The organism is Delftia tsuruhatensis NBRC 16741 (assembly GCF_001571325.1).
In the GTDB taxonomy this organism is placed as follows: Bacteria; Pseudomonadota; Gammaproteobacteria; order Burkholderiales; family Burkholderiaceae_C; genus Comamonas; species Comamonas tsuruhatensis.
Genome location: NZ_BCTO01000047.1, coordinates 1 through 15561, shown reverse-complemented (window position 1 = coordinate 15561; position 15561 = coordinate 1). Strand labels below are relative to the sequence as shown.

Sequence of the window (15561 nt, the reverse complement as noted above, 5' to 3'; positions counted from 1 at the left end):
TTTCCCATGTCTTCCGCGCACAGCAGTTCCCCTGCAGCCGCAGGCCGGGCCACCGCCATCGGCCTGCTGGCCGTGGTGGGCTGGAGCTGCACCGTGGGCCTGATGCGCTCAGTGGCCGAGCCGCTGGGCGCCGTGGGCGGCGCTGCCATGCTCTATACGGTCAGCGCCCTGTGCGTGGCCGCCGTGCGCGGCCTGCCCAGGCCTTCGCAATGGCGAACCATGCACCCGGCCTATTTCTGGGGCTGCGGGCTGCTGTTTGCGGTCTATGAAATCTGTCTGTCGCTGGCGATCGGTCTGGCGCAGGACCGCGCCCAGGCGCTGGAGCTGGGGCTGATCAACTACCTGTGGCCCAGCCTGACCATCGTCTTGGCGGTGCTGCTGCGCCAGCAGCATGCGCGCTGGTGGCTGTGGCCCGGCGTGCTGCTGTGCCTGTGGGGGCTGACGCGCGTGCTGGGCGGCGACTCGCTGCAACTGCGGGGCATTGCGGACCACATGCTGGCCAATCCGCTGGCCTATGGACTCGCCTTTGGCGCGGCCCTGCTGTGGCCCTGCTATTCGCTGGCTGCTCGGCGCTGGGGTGGGGGGCACAATGCCGTGGGGTTGTTCCTGATCTGGACTGCGCTGGCGCTGTGGATCAAGTGGTTGTGGCTGGGTGGCGAAGGCGGCATGCACTGGTCAGGCACCGTGGTGCTGCAGCTGCTGGCCGTGGGCGGGCTCACGGCCATGGGCTACAGCTGCTGGGAGCACGGCATACAGCACGGGCATCTGGCCGTGATGGCGGCGGCCTCGTACTTCACGCCCGTGTTCTCTGCCTTGCTGGCCAGTGCCTGGCTGCAGGTGCAGCCGGGCTGGGGCTTCTGGCAGGGCGTGGCGCTGGTGACCGTGGGGTCGCTGGTGTGCTGGGGCGCAACCCGGCGCGTGGATTAGTTGCCTTCGTCTGCAGCTTCGTCATCCCAGTCTTCGCTGCGCCCGCGCAGCACCTTGCTCGCTATTTCTCCGCCAAAGCCGCGCGCGGCCAGAAAGCGCATCTGCTTGAGGCGTTCCTGCGGGGTGGCCGGCGGTGCGCCGAAGCGCTGGCGCCATACGGCATGGGCGCGCTGCAGTTCGGTGGCGCGCAATTGTTCTGCGGCGGCGCGCACCAGGCCATCGTCCAGCCCCTTGCTGCGCAGCTCCTGCACCACGCGCGATGTGCCAAAGCGCGCGGCCTTGCGATGCAGCACGGACTCGGCCACGCGCTCGGCGCTGATGAAGCCGCGCTGCTCCAGCGCGTCGAGCATGGCGCCCAGGTCCTCGCCTTCCTCCACATGGGGGGCGAGCTTGCGTTCCAGCTCCAGCCGTGAATGTTCGCGCTGGCCCAGCAGCTTGAGCGCCCGGCCCTTGAGCGACAGCTTGGCGAATCCCATGCGGCAATGTCTCCTGAATCATCCCGAATAAAAAAGGCCCCCACGCTCCCCTTGCTGCGCAAGGTCCGCTGCCCCCCAAGGGGGCCGCTTTTTTGCCTTGGGGCGTCCCGGCGATAAAAAAGGCGCAGACGTGAGCCTGCGCCAAGATGGCAAACACAGTGTGCGCAGGCGCTGCGGCGCCTGCTGTGAGGGGGCTGGGCGCTCAGGCTTCGATCACGCCGTCCTTGTCGGCCTTGGCCTTGGCGCCCTTGGCGGCCTTGGCTTCGGGCGCATCGCCGCCGGCCGTGGGCAGCAGGGCAATGCCCAGGCTGTCGCGCACCTTGTTCTCGATCTCCACGGCCAGGCCGCTGTTCTCGCGCAGGAATTCGCGGGCGTTGTCGCGACCCTGGCCGATCTTCTCGCCGTTGTAGGCGTACCAGGCCCCCGACTTGTCGAGGATCTTGGCGTTGACGCCCATGTCCAGGATTTCACCTTCGCGCGAGATGCCTTCGCCGAAGAGGATGTCGAACTCGGCGGTCTTGAACGGGGGCGAGACCTTGTTCTTGACGACCTTGACCTTGGTTTCGTTGCCGATGGCTTCGTCGCCCTTCTTGATGGTGCCGGTGCGGCGGATGTCCAGGCGGACCGAGGCGTAGAACTTCAGCGCATTGCCGCCCGTGGTGGTTTCGGGGCTGCCGAACATCACGCCGATCTTCATGCGGATCTGGTTGATGAAGATGACCATGCAATTGGTCTTCTTGATGGTGGAGGTCAGCTTGCGCAGCGCCTGGCTCATCAGGCGGGCCTGCAGGCCGGGCAGCTGGTCGCCCATCTCGCCTTCGATTTCGGCGCGGGGGGTCAGTGCGGCCACCGAGTCCACGACGATCATGTCCACGGCGCCCGAGCGCACCAGGCTGTCCACGATTTCCAGGGCCTGCTCGCCGGTGTCGGGCTGGCTGATCAGCACTTCGTTGAGGTTCACGCCCAGCTTCTGGGCATAGCTGGTGTCCAGCGCGTGTTCTGCGTCGATGAAGGCGCAGGTGCCGCCCTGCTTTTGCATTTCGGCGATGACCTGCAGCGTCAGCGTGGTCTTGCCCGAGGATTCAGGGCCGTAGATCTCGATCACGCGGCCACGGGGCAGGCCGCCCACACCCAGGGCGATGTCCAGGCCCAGCGAGCCGGTGGAGACGACCTGGATGTCCTGGATGGCTTCGCCTTCACCCAGGCGCATGATCGTGCCCTTGCCGAACTGCTTTTCGATCTGGGCGAGTGCGGCCTGCAGGGCCTTGGCTTTTTCACTGTTGGCGGTGGTGACGGCGGTGTTCATGCGGACTCCTGGGTTGGGTATGGATTCAGCTCTGTATTTGCATTCAGGCTGGATGCTTGAACAGTAGTTTATGGGCTTGCTGTCTTGATTTGTTGGTGTTTTTGGTCAGTTTCCCTGACTTGTTGGATTTGCCTCCACAATGCATCCATGAGTGAGCTTTCCCCTGTCACGCCGCCCGCCGACGCCTGGCGCCAGACCCACCTGGGCCGCCTGCTCGGCCATGCCATGCGGCGGTTCGACGCGCGTGTGCTGCAGCTCATGGCGCGCGATGTGGAGGTGCCGCTGGCACTGTCCAACCTCGCTGCGCGCGACAAGGTGGGGGCGGCCCATATCCACATCACGCGGCATCTGTCGCTGGCTGGCGACCGGCTGACGGACCTGGCAGAGCGCGCAGGCATGACCAAGCAGTCCATGGGCGACCTGGTGACCCAGTGCGAGGCCTGGGGCCTGGTCACGCGCGAGAGCGACGAGCGCGATGCGCGCGCGCGCCGCATCCGCTTCACGCCAGCGGGACTGGCCTGGCTGCAGGCTTTCCATGACGCCGTATCCCAGGCCGAGGCCGAATTCCGCGAGGAAGTCGGCGACGACATCGCCACTGTGGTGGCGCTGGGGCTGGAGGCCTACGCGGGCGGCGGCTCACTCGGGTAAGGTCCCTGCCCGCGCTGCGGGGCGCATCCTAGAATCCTGGGAATTAAAGGCGCGCATTTCCAACTCCCAGAGCGCGCCTGCATTACAGGAGACATCCCCCATGCGCATTCTGATTGCCGAAGACGACCAGGTCCTGGCCGATGGCCTGCTGCGCAGCCTGCGCGGCTCGGGCGCCGTGGTCAGCCATGTGGCCAATGGTAGCGAGGCCGACACCGCGCTGATGACCAGCAGCGAATTCGATTTGCTGATCCTGGACCTGGGCCTGCCCAAGATGCACGGTCTCGAAGTGCTCAAGAAGCTGCGCGGCCGCGGCGATGCGCTGCCGGTGCTCATCCTCACGGCGGCCGACAGCGTGGAGGAGCGCGTGCAGGGGCTGGACTACGGTGCCGACGACTACATGGCCAAGCCGTTTGCGCTGTCCGAGCTGGAGGCGCGCGTGCGCGCCCTCACGCGGCGCGGCATGGGCGGCGCCAGCAGCACCATCAAGCACGGCCCGCTGGTCTACGACCAGGCCGGCCGCGTGGCCACCATCGACGGCAAGATGGTCGAGCTGTCGGCGCGCGAGCTGGGCCTGCTGGAAGTGCTGCTGCAGCGGGCCGGCCGGCTGGTCAGCAAGGACCAGTTGGTCGAGCGCCTGTGCGAGTGGGGCGACGAAGTCAGCAACAACGCCATCGAGGTCTACATCCACCGGCTGCGCAAGAAGATAGAGCGCGGCCCCATCCGCATCGCCACCGTGCGCGGCCTGGGCTACTGCCTTGAGAAGATCGCGTCCTGAGGCCGCTGCCGTGGCTGTCAGGCCCGGGTTGGCTTGCCTGCGCATAGTGGTGGTTGCCGCGGGGCCGTGAACCCGTCGTAAGGGGCTGCCCGCCGATGAAAATCTTCCAGCGTGAACAGCGCTCCCTGTTCGGCGAGATCCTTGACTGGATGCTCACGCCGCTGCTGCTGCTGTGGCCCGTGAGCCTGGCGCTGACCTGGCTGGTGGCCCAGGGCCTGGCCAACAAACCCTTCGACCGCGCGCTGGAATACAACGCCCAGGCGCTGGCCCAGCTGGTGATGGTGCAGCACGGCAAGGTGCTGTTCAACCTGCCGCAGTCGGCCAGCGAGATCCTGCGTGCCGACGAGTCGGACACCGTGTATTTCCAGGTGCTGGGCGTGAAGGGCGAATACCTGGCCGGCGAGCGCGACCTGCCGCCGCCGCCCGAGCCCGACGAGGCTCTGACTGGCGCGGCGCCTCCAGGCTTGCCGGCCGGCGGCACCGTGCAGCTGCGCGATGCGGAATTTCGCGGCATCGATCTGCGCGTGGCCCATGTCTGGGTGCGCATGCCCCTGCCGGGCGAACCGCAGGCCCTGGTCCAGGTGGCCGAGACGCGCGAAAAGCGCAGCGTGCTGGCCACGGAAATCATCAAGGGCGTGATGCTGCCGCAGTTCGTCATCCTGCCGCTGGCCGCGCTGCTGGTGTGGCTGGCGCTGGCGCGCGGCATCAAGCCGCTGCACCGGCTGGAGGAGCGCATCCGCGCGCGCCGGCCCGAGGACCTTTCGCCCATCAACCACAAGGACGTGCCGCTGGAAGTCGTGCCGCTGGTGGATTCGGTCAATGACCTGCTGGGCCGCCTGGGCGACTCGCTGGCCACGCAAAAGCGCTTCCTGGCCGACGCGGCCCACCAGCTCAAGACGCCGCTGGCCGGGCTGCGCATGCAGGCCGAACTGGCCCAGCGTGAGGGCGTGAGTACGGGCGAGCTGCGGCAGTCCCTGGCCCAGATCGCGCGCTCCAGCATCCGTGCCACGCACACCGTCAACCAGTTGCTGGCGCTGGCGCGTGCCGAGAGCGCGGGCCTGGGGCGGGGCCTGGCCATGCAGCCGTGCAACCTGGTGCGCATCGTCACCGACGTGGTGCGCGACTGCCTGCCGCGCGCCATGGACAAGCATGTGGACCTGGGCTATGACGGCGCCGAGTCCTCGGCCGCCGGCGTCTGGCTGCAGGGCAATGCCACGCTGCTGACCGAGCTGGTACGCAACCTCGTGGACAACGCCATCAACTACACGCCTTCCACCAGCAGCCGGCCGGGCATGGTCACCGTGCGTGTGCTGGCCGATCCTTTTGGTCAGGTCCTGCTGCTGCAGGTGGAGGATTCGGGGCCGGGCGTGCCCGAGGCCGAGCGCGAGCTGGTGTTCCAGCCGTTCTACCGCGTGCTGGGCTCGGAGGCCGATGGCTCGGGCCTGGGCCTGCCCATCGTGCTGGAGATTGCGCGCCAGCATGGCGGGCAGGTGGTGCTGGAGGATGCGCATCCGGGCCAGCAGCCACCGGGCGCACGCTTCAGCGTGCGCTTCACGGCACTGCGCTCGCCGCCGCCGCCTAAGCCTGAGGCATAGGTGGCGCCTGACCGGCTGCCGCAGGGGCATCGGGGGCTACAGGGGCCATCGCCACCCGTCCCGGTGTCTGCGCCGCATGGTCCACCAACCAGTTGCGGAAGATGCCCAGCGTGCCATGGTTGGCACGGTCGGCCGGATAGCACAGCCAGTAGCCCAGGGCGCTCTGGTAGCCGTGCTGGGGCAGGGGCTCGTTCACCAGGCCGGCGGCAAGCTCGTCAAGCACCAGGCAGCGTGGCACCAGGGCGATGCCCATGCCCGCCATCACGGCGCGAATGATGGTCTGGAACTGGTCGAACTGCGGGCCCGCCAGCGGGCTGATGCCGTGGATGCCGTGGGCCTCGCTCCAGCGCGCCCAGGCGTCGGCAATGGTCACGTGGCGCAGCCGCGTGCAGCGCGCCACGTCCTGGGGCGTGGTGATGCGCGCCTCGGGGCCCGTGCCATGTGGCGGTGCGATCAGCGCCACCTGGCGGCCCACCAGATAGTGGGCGTGCGCGCCGCTCCAATGCCCGTCCCCGAACAAAATCGCGCAGTCCAGACCCGGACTGTCAAATTGGTAGCTGTGTACGTAGGGTACAAAGTGCAGCGTGATCTGTGGATAGCGCTGCTGAAACTGGGGCAGCCTGGGGATCAGCCACTTGGCCGCGAAAGTCGGCAGCGATGACAGGTGCAGCGCGCCTCGGCTGTCATCGCTGGTGATGAGTTCGAGGGTGGCCGCCTCCAGCTGGCCCAGCAGGGCGCGCACGGCGCGCTCGTAGCGTTCGCCCGCAGGCGTCAGGCTCAAGCGCTTGCGCTCGCGTTCGAACAGCGGCACGCCCACCCACTTCTCCAGCTCCTGGATCTGCTTGCTGACTGCGCTTTGCGTCAAGTGCAAGGCTTCGGCCGCGCGCGAGACACCTCCGAAGCGCACCACGGTGGAGAAGGCGCGCAGCAGATGTATGGGCGGGTTGAGGCGGCGCAAACTCATGACAGGGATATGATGAAACTATTCCTGTTCGGAATATTAACAGGCACAGTATTTGCTTTTTTTGTGAGCAGATTTCTTTTAATCTGACCTTGTTTGTAAGAAAGATCCTATGCAACGACGCCATTTCCTTGCTTCCATCGCCGCTTCTTCTGTCGTTCCTGGAATGTCCTTCGCCCAGGAAACCACCCGTCCCCTGCGCATCGTCGTTCCGTTCCCTGCTGGTGGCTCCACCGACATGGTCCCGCGCAACATGCAGGACGTGCTGCCCAAGTTGCTGGGCGGCCAGGCGGTGGTGATCGAGAACAAGGCCGGCGCCGGCGGCTCCATCGGCATGGCCGAAGTGGCACGTGCCACCGACGGCGTGACCTTCGGCATTGCCACGCTGTCCACCCACGGCGTGAACCCTGCCGTGTTCAAGAAGCTGCCCTATGACGCCATCAACGACTTCGTCGGCGTGACCGAGATCGTCAAGGCGCCCGGCGTGATCGTGATCAACCCCAAGCTGGTGCCTGCCAACAACTTTGCCGAGTTCGTGAAGTACCTGAAGGCCAACCCCGGCAAGGTCAGCTTCGCCACGCCCGGCAACGGCACCATCGGCCACATGTGGGGCGCCCAGTTCATGAAGAGCACGGGCACCGAGATGCAGCACATTCCCTACCGTGGTGCAGGCCCGGCCATCAACGACGTGCTCGGCGGCCAGGTGCCCGTGTATTTCGACCAGGTCGCGTCCTCGCTGCCCCACATCAAGGGCGGCAAGGTCAAGGCCCTGGCCGTGTCCTGGCATGAGCGCCTGGACGTGCTGCCCGATGTGCAGACCTATGCCGAAGCCGGCCACGCCGACCTGAACGATCCTTCCTGGTTCGGCCTCGTGGCCCCCAAGAGCACGCCGCCCGAGCAGATCGCCCGCGTGCAAAAGGCCATCGCGGCCGCGCTCAAGGACCCGGCCGTGCAAAAGCGCATGGCTGCCCAGGGCCTGTACATCTCCGGCACCAGCAGCGATGCTTTCACCAAGCAGATCGCCAGCGAAGTGGCCAAGATGAAGAAGATTGCCGCCACGGCCCAGATCCAGCTGGATTAAAGGCTCCCCCTGAGGCGCTTCGCGCCTTCCCCCTCTCTCGCTTCGCGGGAGGGGGACGACGCCCTCGCTGCGGGGCGGCCCTTGCTCGGCGTCCCTGGCCTGGGACGCGCCAGTTTCATGGCGGGCTGGCCGCAGCGCAGCGGTGCAATGCGTAACCGAGATAGACCACTTCCTCATGCATCCCGTCCTGCGACTGATCAGTCAGAACTTCCTGCAATCCCTGCCCGGCGCGGCAGGCTCCGGCGCGGCCGATGCCGCGCAGCCCATGGTGACCAGCGTGGCCGGCACCAGCGCCGTGGTGCTGGACTCGCCGCACAGCGGCACGGTCTACCCGCAGGACTTCGGCTCCTGCCTGCCGCTGGCCACGCTGCGCCAGGCCGAGGACACGCATGTGGAGAAGATCTATGCCTTTGCGCCAGGCATGGGCGTGGGCTGGGTGGAGGCGCATTTCCCGCGCATCTACCTGGATGCCAACCGCGACACCACCGAGATCGACACCACCATGATCGAAGGCGACTGGCCGCTGCCCGTCACCACCGACCAGGTCGTGCTGCAGAAGGTCCGCCTGGGCAAGGGCCTGATCTGGAAGTTCACCGACGAGGGCGTGCCCATCTACGACCGCCAGTTGCCGGCCTCCGAGCTGCTGCAGCGCATCGAGCGCTGCTGGAAGCCCTACCACGCCGCCGTGGAGCGCGCCATTGACGCCGCCCATGCGCGCCATGGCTACAGCATCCACATCAACTGCCATTCCATGCCTTCCATCGCCGCCAGCCATGCCACGCTGCACCCGGGCCTGGTGCATGCCGACTTCGTCATCGGCGACCGCGACGGCAGCACGGCCAGCCCCGCGCTGTCCGAGCGCATCTGCGCCTTCCTGCGCGAGCGCGGCTACAGCGTGGACTACAACCATCCCTACAAGGGCGTGGAGCTGGTGCGCCGCTACGGCAAGCCTGCCGAGCACCGCCACAGCATCCAGATCGAGATCAACCGCAAGCTCTACATGAACGAGCAGACCCTGGAACTGGACCAGGCCGGCTACCTGCGCCTGACCACCGATCTGAAGGTCTTGGTCGAGCAGCTCATGGCCACCGACCCGCGCGCGCTCTGACCCGCGGCGGCTGAAATGAAAAAGGCCCGCGATCCTGTGATCGCGGGCCTTTTCGCATGGCGTGCCCAACGGGTTCAGCAGGGTTTGAACGGCTTGCCCTCGAAGGCCTTGCCGCCCATGGCCTCGACCTGGCTGCGCAGTGCGGCCGTGGCCTGGGGCAGGCGCAGGGTGTAGAGCGTGATGTCGGGGCGCTCCTGCACCACGCGGGCCGTGCGCACGCCCTGGCGCGCGAAGTTGGTCAGCTCGCGCGTGGCCGCCTCCTCGGTGGAAAAGCGGCCCAGCGACAGGCCCGGCTCCAGCGCACCGCCCGCACGGTCGAAATCGATCTTGCGGGCGCGCAGTTCGGCGCGCTTGCGTTCCAGGAATTCGGCGTCGGGGAACTTGCCCATGTAGACCATCCAGCGGCCCGGCTGGTGCGTGCTGCTCAGGTCCCATTGGTCGCTGGCGACCTGGGCGATGAGGCCGCGGCGCAGCGCCTCGGCATGGCGGTCTTCGATGCCCGTGGCCACCAGGCAGCTGGTGGGCTGGCCTGCAGCCTGGGCGGGCCTGGGTGCAGGGGCGGGCTCCTCGCCGCCTGCCGGGGTGGAGGCCGGCGCTGGCGTGGACGGGGCGGCGGCCGGCGAGGGCGTGGTGGATGCGTTGTCCACGCTCAGCAGGCTCAGCGCCTCGGGGCGCACCTGCTGGGCCAGGCGCTCGGGCTCGGTCGTGGACGGGGGTGCCAGGCCCAGGGCCTGGAGCTGGCCGTGGCTCCAGAGGTAGTAGCCGGCATTGGCCAGCACCAGCAGCAGAAAGGCAATTCGCAGCATGTCGTTTCTCGGCGGGCCTAGTGCATCAATCGCTCTAGCCTACAGCAGCCGGCCGCACGCTGATTTCCGAGCTGGTGATGGCCTGCAGGCCGCGCGCCGTGCGCACCAGCAGCGCGCCATCGCGGCCCACGCCTTCGGCCATGCCGCTTTCGCCGTCGCTGAGATTGACGGCGCGCCCGCGCAGCAGGTCGCGCTGGGCAAAGCGGTCCACCAGCGGCGCAAAGCCCTGGGCGGCAAAGGCCTGGATGTCGGACACCAGTCCCGGCAGCACGCAGGCCAGGGCGGTGGGCGCGTCCAGGCGCTCGTCCAGTTCCAGCAGGCTGGCCGGCGGCGTGCGCATGCCGTCGCCGGGGCGGGGGCGCACATTCAGGCCGATGCCCACGACCACGTAGCGCGGCGTGCCGGGCTCATGCGCGGCGCTGCCGACAAAGCTGGCGGTCTCGATCAGGATGCCGCCGAGCTTGCGGTCGCCGTCGATCCACAGGTCGTTGGGCCATTTGAGGCCGATGCGCGGGCGCTGCGAGCCCGGGGCGGGCAATTGCGGCTGCAGGCTTTGCGCCACGCTCAGGCCCACGGCCAGCGACAGGCCGGACCAGTCGGCAGGCGCCAGCGGCATGCCCAGCGAGAAGGTCAGCGAATCGCCCACGCCGCTGGTCCACTGGCGGCCCAGCCGGCCCCGGCCGGCGGTCTGCACTTCGGTCACCAGCAGCACGGGTTCGTTGCGGCCATCGCGGGCGCGTGCCATCAGCTCGGTATTGGTCGAGCCGATGCTGGGCACGATCTCCACGGAAAAGCCCGGCAGTTGCGGCTCGATGGCCTGCCACAGCGACTCCGCAGGCCAGTGGATGGGGGACGAAGCCATCATGCGCCCGCCTTTGTCGAGGATGTGCCGGATTTCTTCTTCGGCTTTTGGGTGGGTTTGCCCAAAGGCTTTGGCGCTTGGGCCTGCTGTTTTTGGGGCCGCTTTGCCTTTTCAGACTTTTCCGATTTCGGCTTTGCGCCGGCCGGCAACGCATCGCCGGGCATGGGCGGACGCCAGCCGCGCTTGGGCGCCAGCAGCGTGCCGCGGCAGGTGGCCGCACCGCACCAGCAGGGATACTCGGCCTTCAGCTTCCTGGTGTAGGGTTCGTCGATGATCAGGCCGTAGTCGTAGCTCAGCTCCTCGCCGGCGGCGATGTTGCGCAGTGCGACGATGAAGATGCGGCCATCGCGCTCGTCGGTGTAGCAGTTGGGCGCGCAGCTGTGGTTGATCCAGCGCGAGGAATTGCCGCCGTAGTTGGCATCGATCACGCGGTCTTCGTCGATGTGGAAGTAGAAGGTATGGTTGGGCTGGCTGGGGTCGTGCGGGTGCCTGTCCTGGGCTTCCTGCCAGCTGACGATTTCCCCTACGTACTCGACAAGGACCTCGCCTTCGGCAAGATCCTGCACGGCGAAGACGCCCTTGCCATGGACACCCGAGCGGCGGGTCTGGATACGGCGGCCGCCGGAAGGGGCCAAAGCTGTGCGGGGCATGTTTTCTCTGATAACTTGAATAGGCACACATGCGCGTGCGCGTACACGTACGTACACGCGTGAGCCATGGATTGTAGAAGCGCAGGCATGCGACATGCAGCTCCTGCGGGGAATGACGAGTACACACAATGACAAAGACCCTGGTGATTGCTGAGAAGCCTTCGGTCGCGCAGGACATCGTCCGCGCGTTGACTCCGGTGGCGGGCAAATTCGACAAGCACGATGAATACTTCGAGAGCGAGCACTACGTCGTGACCAGCGCCGTGGGCCACCTGGTGGAAATCCAGGCGCCCGAGGAATTCGACGTCAAGCGCGGCAAATGGAGTTTTGCCAACCTGCCGGTGATTCCGCCGTATTTCGACCTCAAGCCCGTGGACAAGACCAAGAGCCGGCTCAATGCCGTGGTCAAGCTGGCCAAGCGCAAGGACGTCACCGAACTCATCAACGCCTGCGACGCGGGCCGCGAGGGTGAGCTGATCTTCCGCCTGATCGAGCAGTACGCTGCAGGTGCCAAGCCGGACGGCAAGGGCCTGGGCAAGCCGGTCAAGCGCCTGTGGCTGCAGTCCATGACGCCGCAGGCCATCCGCGACGGCTTCCAGAACCTGCGCAGCGACAGCCAGATGCAGGGCCTTGCCAGCGCGGCGCGCAGCCGCTCCGAGGCCGACTGGCTGGTGGGCATCAACGGCACGCGCGCCATGACGGCCTTCAATTCGCGCGACGGCGGCTTCTTCCTGACCACCGTGGGCCGCGTGCAGACGCCCACGCTGTCCCTGGTGGTGGAGCGCGAGGAAAAGATCCGCAAGTTCGTCAGCCGCGACTACTGGGAAGTGCATGCCGCCTTCGACGCGCAGGCCGGCCAGTACCTGGGCAAGTGGTTCGATCCCCAATGGAAGAAGAGCGAGGATGCGGAAGCCCGCGCCGACCGCATCTGGAACCAGCGCGACGCCCAGGCTATCGCCGACGCCGTGCGCGGCAAGCCGGCCCAGGTCACCGAGGAGTCCAAGCCCACGTCCCAGGCCAGCCCGCTGCTGTTCGACCTGACCAGCCTGCAGCGCGAGGCCAACGGCAAGTTCGGCTTCTCGGCCAAGACCACGCTGGCGCTGGCGCAAAGCCTGTACGAGCGCCACAAGGCCCTGACCTACCCGCGTACCGACTCGCGCGCCCTGCCCGAGGACTACGTGCCCGTGGCGCACCAGACCTTCGCCATGCTGGCCGGCAGCGGCATGCGCCACCTGGCGCCCTTTGCCCAGCAGGCGCTGGACGAGAACTATGTGCGCCCGACCAAGCGCATCTTCGACAACAGCAAGGTGTCGGATCACTTTGCCATCATCCCGACCACGCAGGCGCCCAGCGGCCTGTCCGAGGCCGAGCAAAAGCTCTATGACCTCGTCGTGCGCCGCTTCATGGCCGTGTTCTTCCCGAGTGCCGAGCACCAGGTGACCACGCGCATCAGCAAGGTCGAGCAGCACAGCTTCAAGACCGAAGGCAAGATCCTGGTCAAGCCCGGTTGGCTGGCCATCTACGGCAAGGAGGCCGCCAACGAGGTCGAAGGCGGCAAGGACGGCGACAAGGGCCAGCCCCTGGTCGCGGTGCAGCCCGGCGAGCAGCCGCGCGCCGGCCAGGTCGATCCCAAGGGCCTCAAGACCAAGCCGCCCGCGCGCTACTCCGAAGCCACGCTGCTGGGCGCCATGGAAAGCGCGGGCAAGCAGGTGGAGGACGACGAGCTGCGCGAGGCCATGCAGGAAAAGGGCCTGGGCACGCCTGCCACGCGCGCGGCCATCATCGAAGGCCTGCTGACCGAAAAGTACATGCTGCGCGAAGGCCGCGAGCTGATTCCCACGGCCAAGGCCTTCCAGCTCATGACGCTGCTGCGCGGCCTGGGCGTGGAAGAGCTCTCGCGCGCCGACCTCACCGGTGAATGGGAATACAAGCTGGCCCAGATGGAAAAGGGCCAGCTCTCGCGCGATGCCTTCATGCAGCAGATCCAGTCCATGACGGAAAAGCTGGTCAAGAAGGCCAAGGAATACGACCGAGACACCGTGCCCGGCGACTACGCCACCCTGTCCACGCCTTGCCCCAACTGCGGCGGCGTGGTCAAGGAGAACTACCGCCGCTACGGCTGCACGGGCAGCGACGGCCAGGGCGCGGGCTGCGGCTTCTCGTTCACCAAGTCGCCTGCAGGCCGCACCTTCGAGACGGCCGAGGCCGAGCAACTGCTGCGCGACCGCCGCCTGGGCCCGCTGGACGGCTTTCGCTCCAAGGCAGGCTGGCCCTTCGTGGCCGAGGTCACCATCGTGCGCGATGAGGAAGGCGGCAACTACAAGCTCGAGTTCGACTTTGGCGACGACGCCGCCTCCGAAGACACGGGCGAGCTGGTGGACTTCGCCAGCCAGCAATCGCTGGGCCCCTGCCCCAAGTGCGGCGCGCCCGTCTTCGAGCACGGCAGCAACTACGTCTGCGCCAAGGCCGTGCCCACGCTGGCCCAGGCCACGCCCAGCTGCGACTTCAAGAGCGGCCAGATCATCCTGCAGCAGCCCATAGAGCGCGAGCAGATGCAAAAGCTGCTGCAGACCGGCAAGACCGACCTGCTGGACAAGTTCGTCTCCAACCGCACGCGCCGCAGCTTCAAGGCCTTCCTGGTGTGGGATGGCGCGGCCGGCAAGGTGAACTTCGAGTTCGAGCAGCGCGACAGCAAATACCCGCCGCGCAAGACGGCGGCCGCCAAGAGCGCGCCGGCCAAGAAGGCACCTGCCAAGAAGGCCGCGGCCAAGACCACGGCAAAGACCGCCACCAAGACTGCGCGCAAGCCGGCCGCCGGCACGCTGCAGCCCAGCGCGGCCCTGGCCGCCGTCATCGGCGAAGGCACGGTGGCGCGTACCGAAGTGGTCAAGAAGCTGTGGGAATACGTCAAGGCCCAGAACCTGCAGGACCCCAAGGACAAGCGCGTCATCCGCGCCGATGACAAGCTGCGGCCCGTCTTCGGCAAGGACAGCGTGAACATGTTCGAGCTGGCCGGCATCGTGGGGAAACATCTCACCCCCTGAGGCGCTTACGCGCCTTCCCCCTCTCTACTCGCTCCGCGAGGGAGGGGGACGACACCCTCGGTGCGGGGCGGCGCGGCCGGCTTAGGCCCTTCTTCGGTGTCCCTGGCTTTGGGGCGCGCCAGTTTTGAGGGCAGTGTTTGAGCTCTACGCCAGCGGGTCGCCGGCCTGACATGGGGGCAACACATGCTTGGGCTAATCTAGCGGGCATGGATACCGAAATGCTCACCCCGGCAGCGGCTGCCGCCGCTGCTTCCTCCCCGGCGCCCTCGCGCTCCATCCGCCTGGACGGCGCCTCCAACTTCCGAGACCTCGGTGGCTACGCGGGCCTGGATGGCCGGCGCGTGCGCTGGCGCACGCTGTTCCGTGCCGACCACCTGGCCGGCCTCAGCGCAGCGGACCTGGACGTGCTGCAGGGCCTGAAGCTCGCGCGCAGCGCGGACTTCCGGGGCAAGATGGAAAGCGCCCACCTGGCCTACGAATGGCCGGGCATTGCCCGCCATGCGCTCATCGTCGAGCCCACCGTGGTGCAGCGCGCCAGTGCCCTGATCGCCGCAGGCAACGACCTCACGGCCGCCCATGCCGAGGAGCTGATGCAGGACACCTACCGCAGCTTCGTGCACGCCTACGCACCGCGCTTTGCACAGTTGTTCCAGCTGCTGCTGGACAGCCAGGATCCGCTGGTCTTCCACTGCACGGCCGGCAAGGACCGCACGGGCTGGGCTGCCGCCCTGCTGCTCACCGCGCTGGGCGTGGACGAGGACACCGTGATGCAGGACTACCTGCTGACCAACCAGCTCTACCAGCGGCCCGCCACCACCTTCGCCCCCATGCCAGCCGAAGTGATGGATGTGCTGTGGCGCGTGCAGGCCTCCTACCTTGCGGCCGCCACCGACATGGTGCGGGCCGACTTCGGGGGGATGGAAGGGTATCTGCGGGATGCGCTGGGCATCGACAGTGCGGCACGCGAGCGGCTGGCCGCGCTTTACCTCGAAGGGTGATTACCTTCGCTCACGGGGCGGCAGGGTGGCGCGGCTAACATGGGCTGTGCCGGTCGGTTGCGCCGGAGTTCAAGGAGATTGCGATGAAATACGGCATGCGTGAGCTGGCCGCGATGGTGCTGGTGGCCCTGAGTGTGGGGCTGGCTGGCTGTGCGGGCGGGGTGCCTGGGGATGTTTCGGGGAGCCAGGCGTCCAGTGCCAGTGGGGTGACGGTGTTTGGGACTGTGGATGCCAATGTGAGTCATACGCGGACTTCGCGGTGACTCTTTGTGCTTTGGTTCTTTCGCTGGATTTGTCCCTGCCGGGTGGTTGTTTTTCGAGGCC

14 protein-coding genes are annotated in these 15561 nt (G+C 67.3%); 8 read left to right on the top strand and 6 right to left on the bottom strand.

From position 1 onward, the window contains the following. Window positions 1-6 precede the first annotated feature (6 nt). A complete protein-coding gene (gene yddG, locus DTS01S_RS21660; RefSeq protein ID WP_017405112.1) occupies window positions 7-927 on the top strand; it encodes an aromatic amino acid DMT transporter YddG in 921 nt (306 codons plus the stop codon). Here yddG and recX read toward each other — a convergent pair. Both recX and recA read right to left on the bottom strand, forming a co-directional pair. Continuing rightward, the gene (recX, locus tag DTS01S_RS21655) at window positions 924-1403 is read right to left on the bottom strand and encodes a recombination regulator RecX (RefSeq protein WP_017405111.1); all 480 of its coding nucleotides are present in this window, start codon (window positions 1401-1403) and stop codon (window positions 924-926) included. The two genes, yddG and recX, sit on opposite strands and share 4 nt — an antisense overlap. 202 nt (window positions 1404-1605) lie before the next feature. Further along, the gene (gene recA, locus DTS01S_RS21650; protein WP_016449400.1) at window positions 1606-2709 is read right to left on the bottom strand and encodes a recombinase RecA; all 1104 of its coding nucleotides are present in this window, start codon (window positions 2707-2709) and stop codon (window positions 1606-1608) included. 147 nt (window positions 2710-2856) lie between these two features. Here recA and DTS01S_RS21645 point away from each other — a divergent pair, with 147 nt between their 5' ends. The 3 genes from DTS01S_RS21645 (at window position 2857) to DTS01S_RS21635 (ending at window position 5727) form a co-directional block, all read left to right on the top strand. Further along, entirely contained in the window at window positions 2857-3357 is a 501-nt protein-coding gene (locus tag DTS01S_RS21645) for a MarR family winged helix-turn-helix transcriptional regulator (RefSeq protein ID WP_017407164.1), read from the top strand. 100 nt (window positions 3358-3457) lie between these two features. Continuing rightward, a complete protein-coding gene (locus DTS01S_RS21640; protein ID WP_012202808.1) occupies window positions 3458-4132 on the top strand; it encodes a response regulator in 675 nt (224 codons plus the stop codon). Window positions 4133-4227: 95 nt separating this feature from the next. Next, window positions 4228-5727, top strand: a complete 1500-nt coding sequence (locus DTS01S_RS21635) for a sensor histidine kinase (RefSeq protein WP_061288737.1) — start codon at window positions 4228-4230, stop codon at window positions 5725-5727. On the opposite strand, the gene DTS01S_RS21630 is transcribed toward DTS01S_RS21635, so the two are convergent. Then, entirely contained in the window at window positions 5711-6691 is a 981-nt protein-coding gene (locus DTS01S_RS21630) for a LysR substrate-binding domain-containing protein (protein WP_016454232.1), read from the bottom strand. The genes DTS01S_RS21635 and DTS01S_RS21630 overlap by 17 nt on opposite strands. A 109-nt stretch (window positions 6692-6800) precedes the next feature. On the opposite strand from DTS01S_RS21630, the gene DTS01S_RS21625 reads away from it, so the two are divergent. Together DTS01S_RS21625 and DTS01S_RS21620 are read left to right on the top strand one after the other, a co-directional pair. After that, complete coding sequence (locus DTS01S_RS21625) at window positions 6801-7769, top strand: Bug family tripartite tricarboxylate transporter substrate binding protein (protein ID WP_026062916.1); 969 nt, start codon at window positions 6801-6803, stop codon at window positions 7767-7769. A gap of 175 nt (window positions 7770-7944) precedes the next feature. Continuing rightward, the gene (locus DTS01S_RS21620; RefSeq protein ID WP_017407048.1) at window positions 7945-8877 is read left to right on the top strand and encodes an N-formylglutamate amidohydrolase; all 933 of its coding nucleotides are present in this window, start codon (window positions 7945-7947) and stop codon (window positions 8875-8877) included. A gap of 74 nt (window positions 8878-8951) precedes the next feature. Here the strand turns inward: DTS01S_RS21620 and DTS01S_RS21615 are convergent, their stop codons facing one another. The 3 genes from DTS01S_RS21615 to DTS01S_RS21605 are packed head-to-tail and all read right to left on the bottom strand — an operon-like array spanning window position 8952 to window position 11195. After that, window positions 8952-9683 carry a hypothetical protein gene (locus tag DTS01S_RS21615; RefSeq protein WP_017407049.1) on the bottom strand — a complete coding sequence of 244 codons (732 nt, stop codon included), beginning with the start codon at window positions 9681-9683 and terminating at the stop codon, window positions 8952-8954. Window positions 9684-9717: 34 nt separating this feature from the next. Next, the gene (locus tag DTS01S_RS21610; protein WP_016449407.1) at window positions 9718-10548 is read right to left on the bottom strand and encodes a biotin--[acetyl-CoA-carboxylase] ligase; all 831 of its coding nucleotides are present in this window, start codon (window positions 10546-10548) and stop codon (window positions 9718-9720) included. Then, entirely contained in the window at window positions 10545-11195 is a 651-nt protein-coding gene (locus DTS01S_RS21605) for an SET domain-containing protein (RefSeq protein WP_026062805.1), read from the bottom strand. Before DTS01S_RS21605 ends, DTS01S_RS21610 begins: the two co-directional genes overlap by 4 nt. 128 nt (window positions 11196-11323) lie before the next feature. Between DTS01S_RS21605 and DTS01S_RS21600 the strand changes: the two genes are divergently transcribed. Then, window positions 11324-14239, top strand: coding sequence for a DNA topoisomerase III (locus DTS01S_RS21600; protein WP_016449409.1), 2916 nt, complete (start codon window positions 11324-11326; stop codon window positions 14237-14239). Between the two features lie 218 nt (window positions 14240-14457). Beyond that, window positions 14458-15237, top strand: coding sequence for a tyrosine-protein phosphatase (locus tag DTS01S_RS21595; protein ID WP_016449410.1), 780 nt, complete (start codon window positions 14458-14460; stop codon window positions 15235-15237). Window positions 15238-15561: the final 324 nt, after the last annotated feature.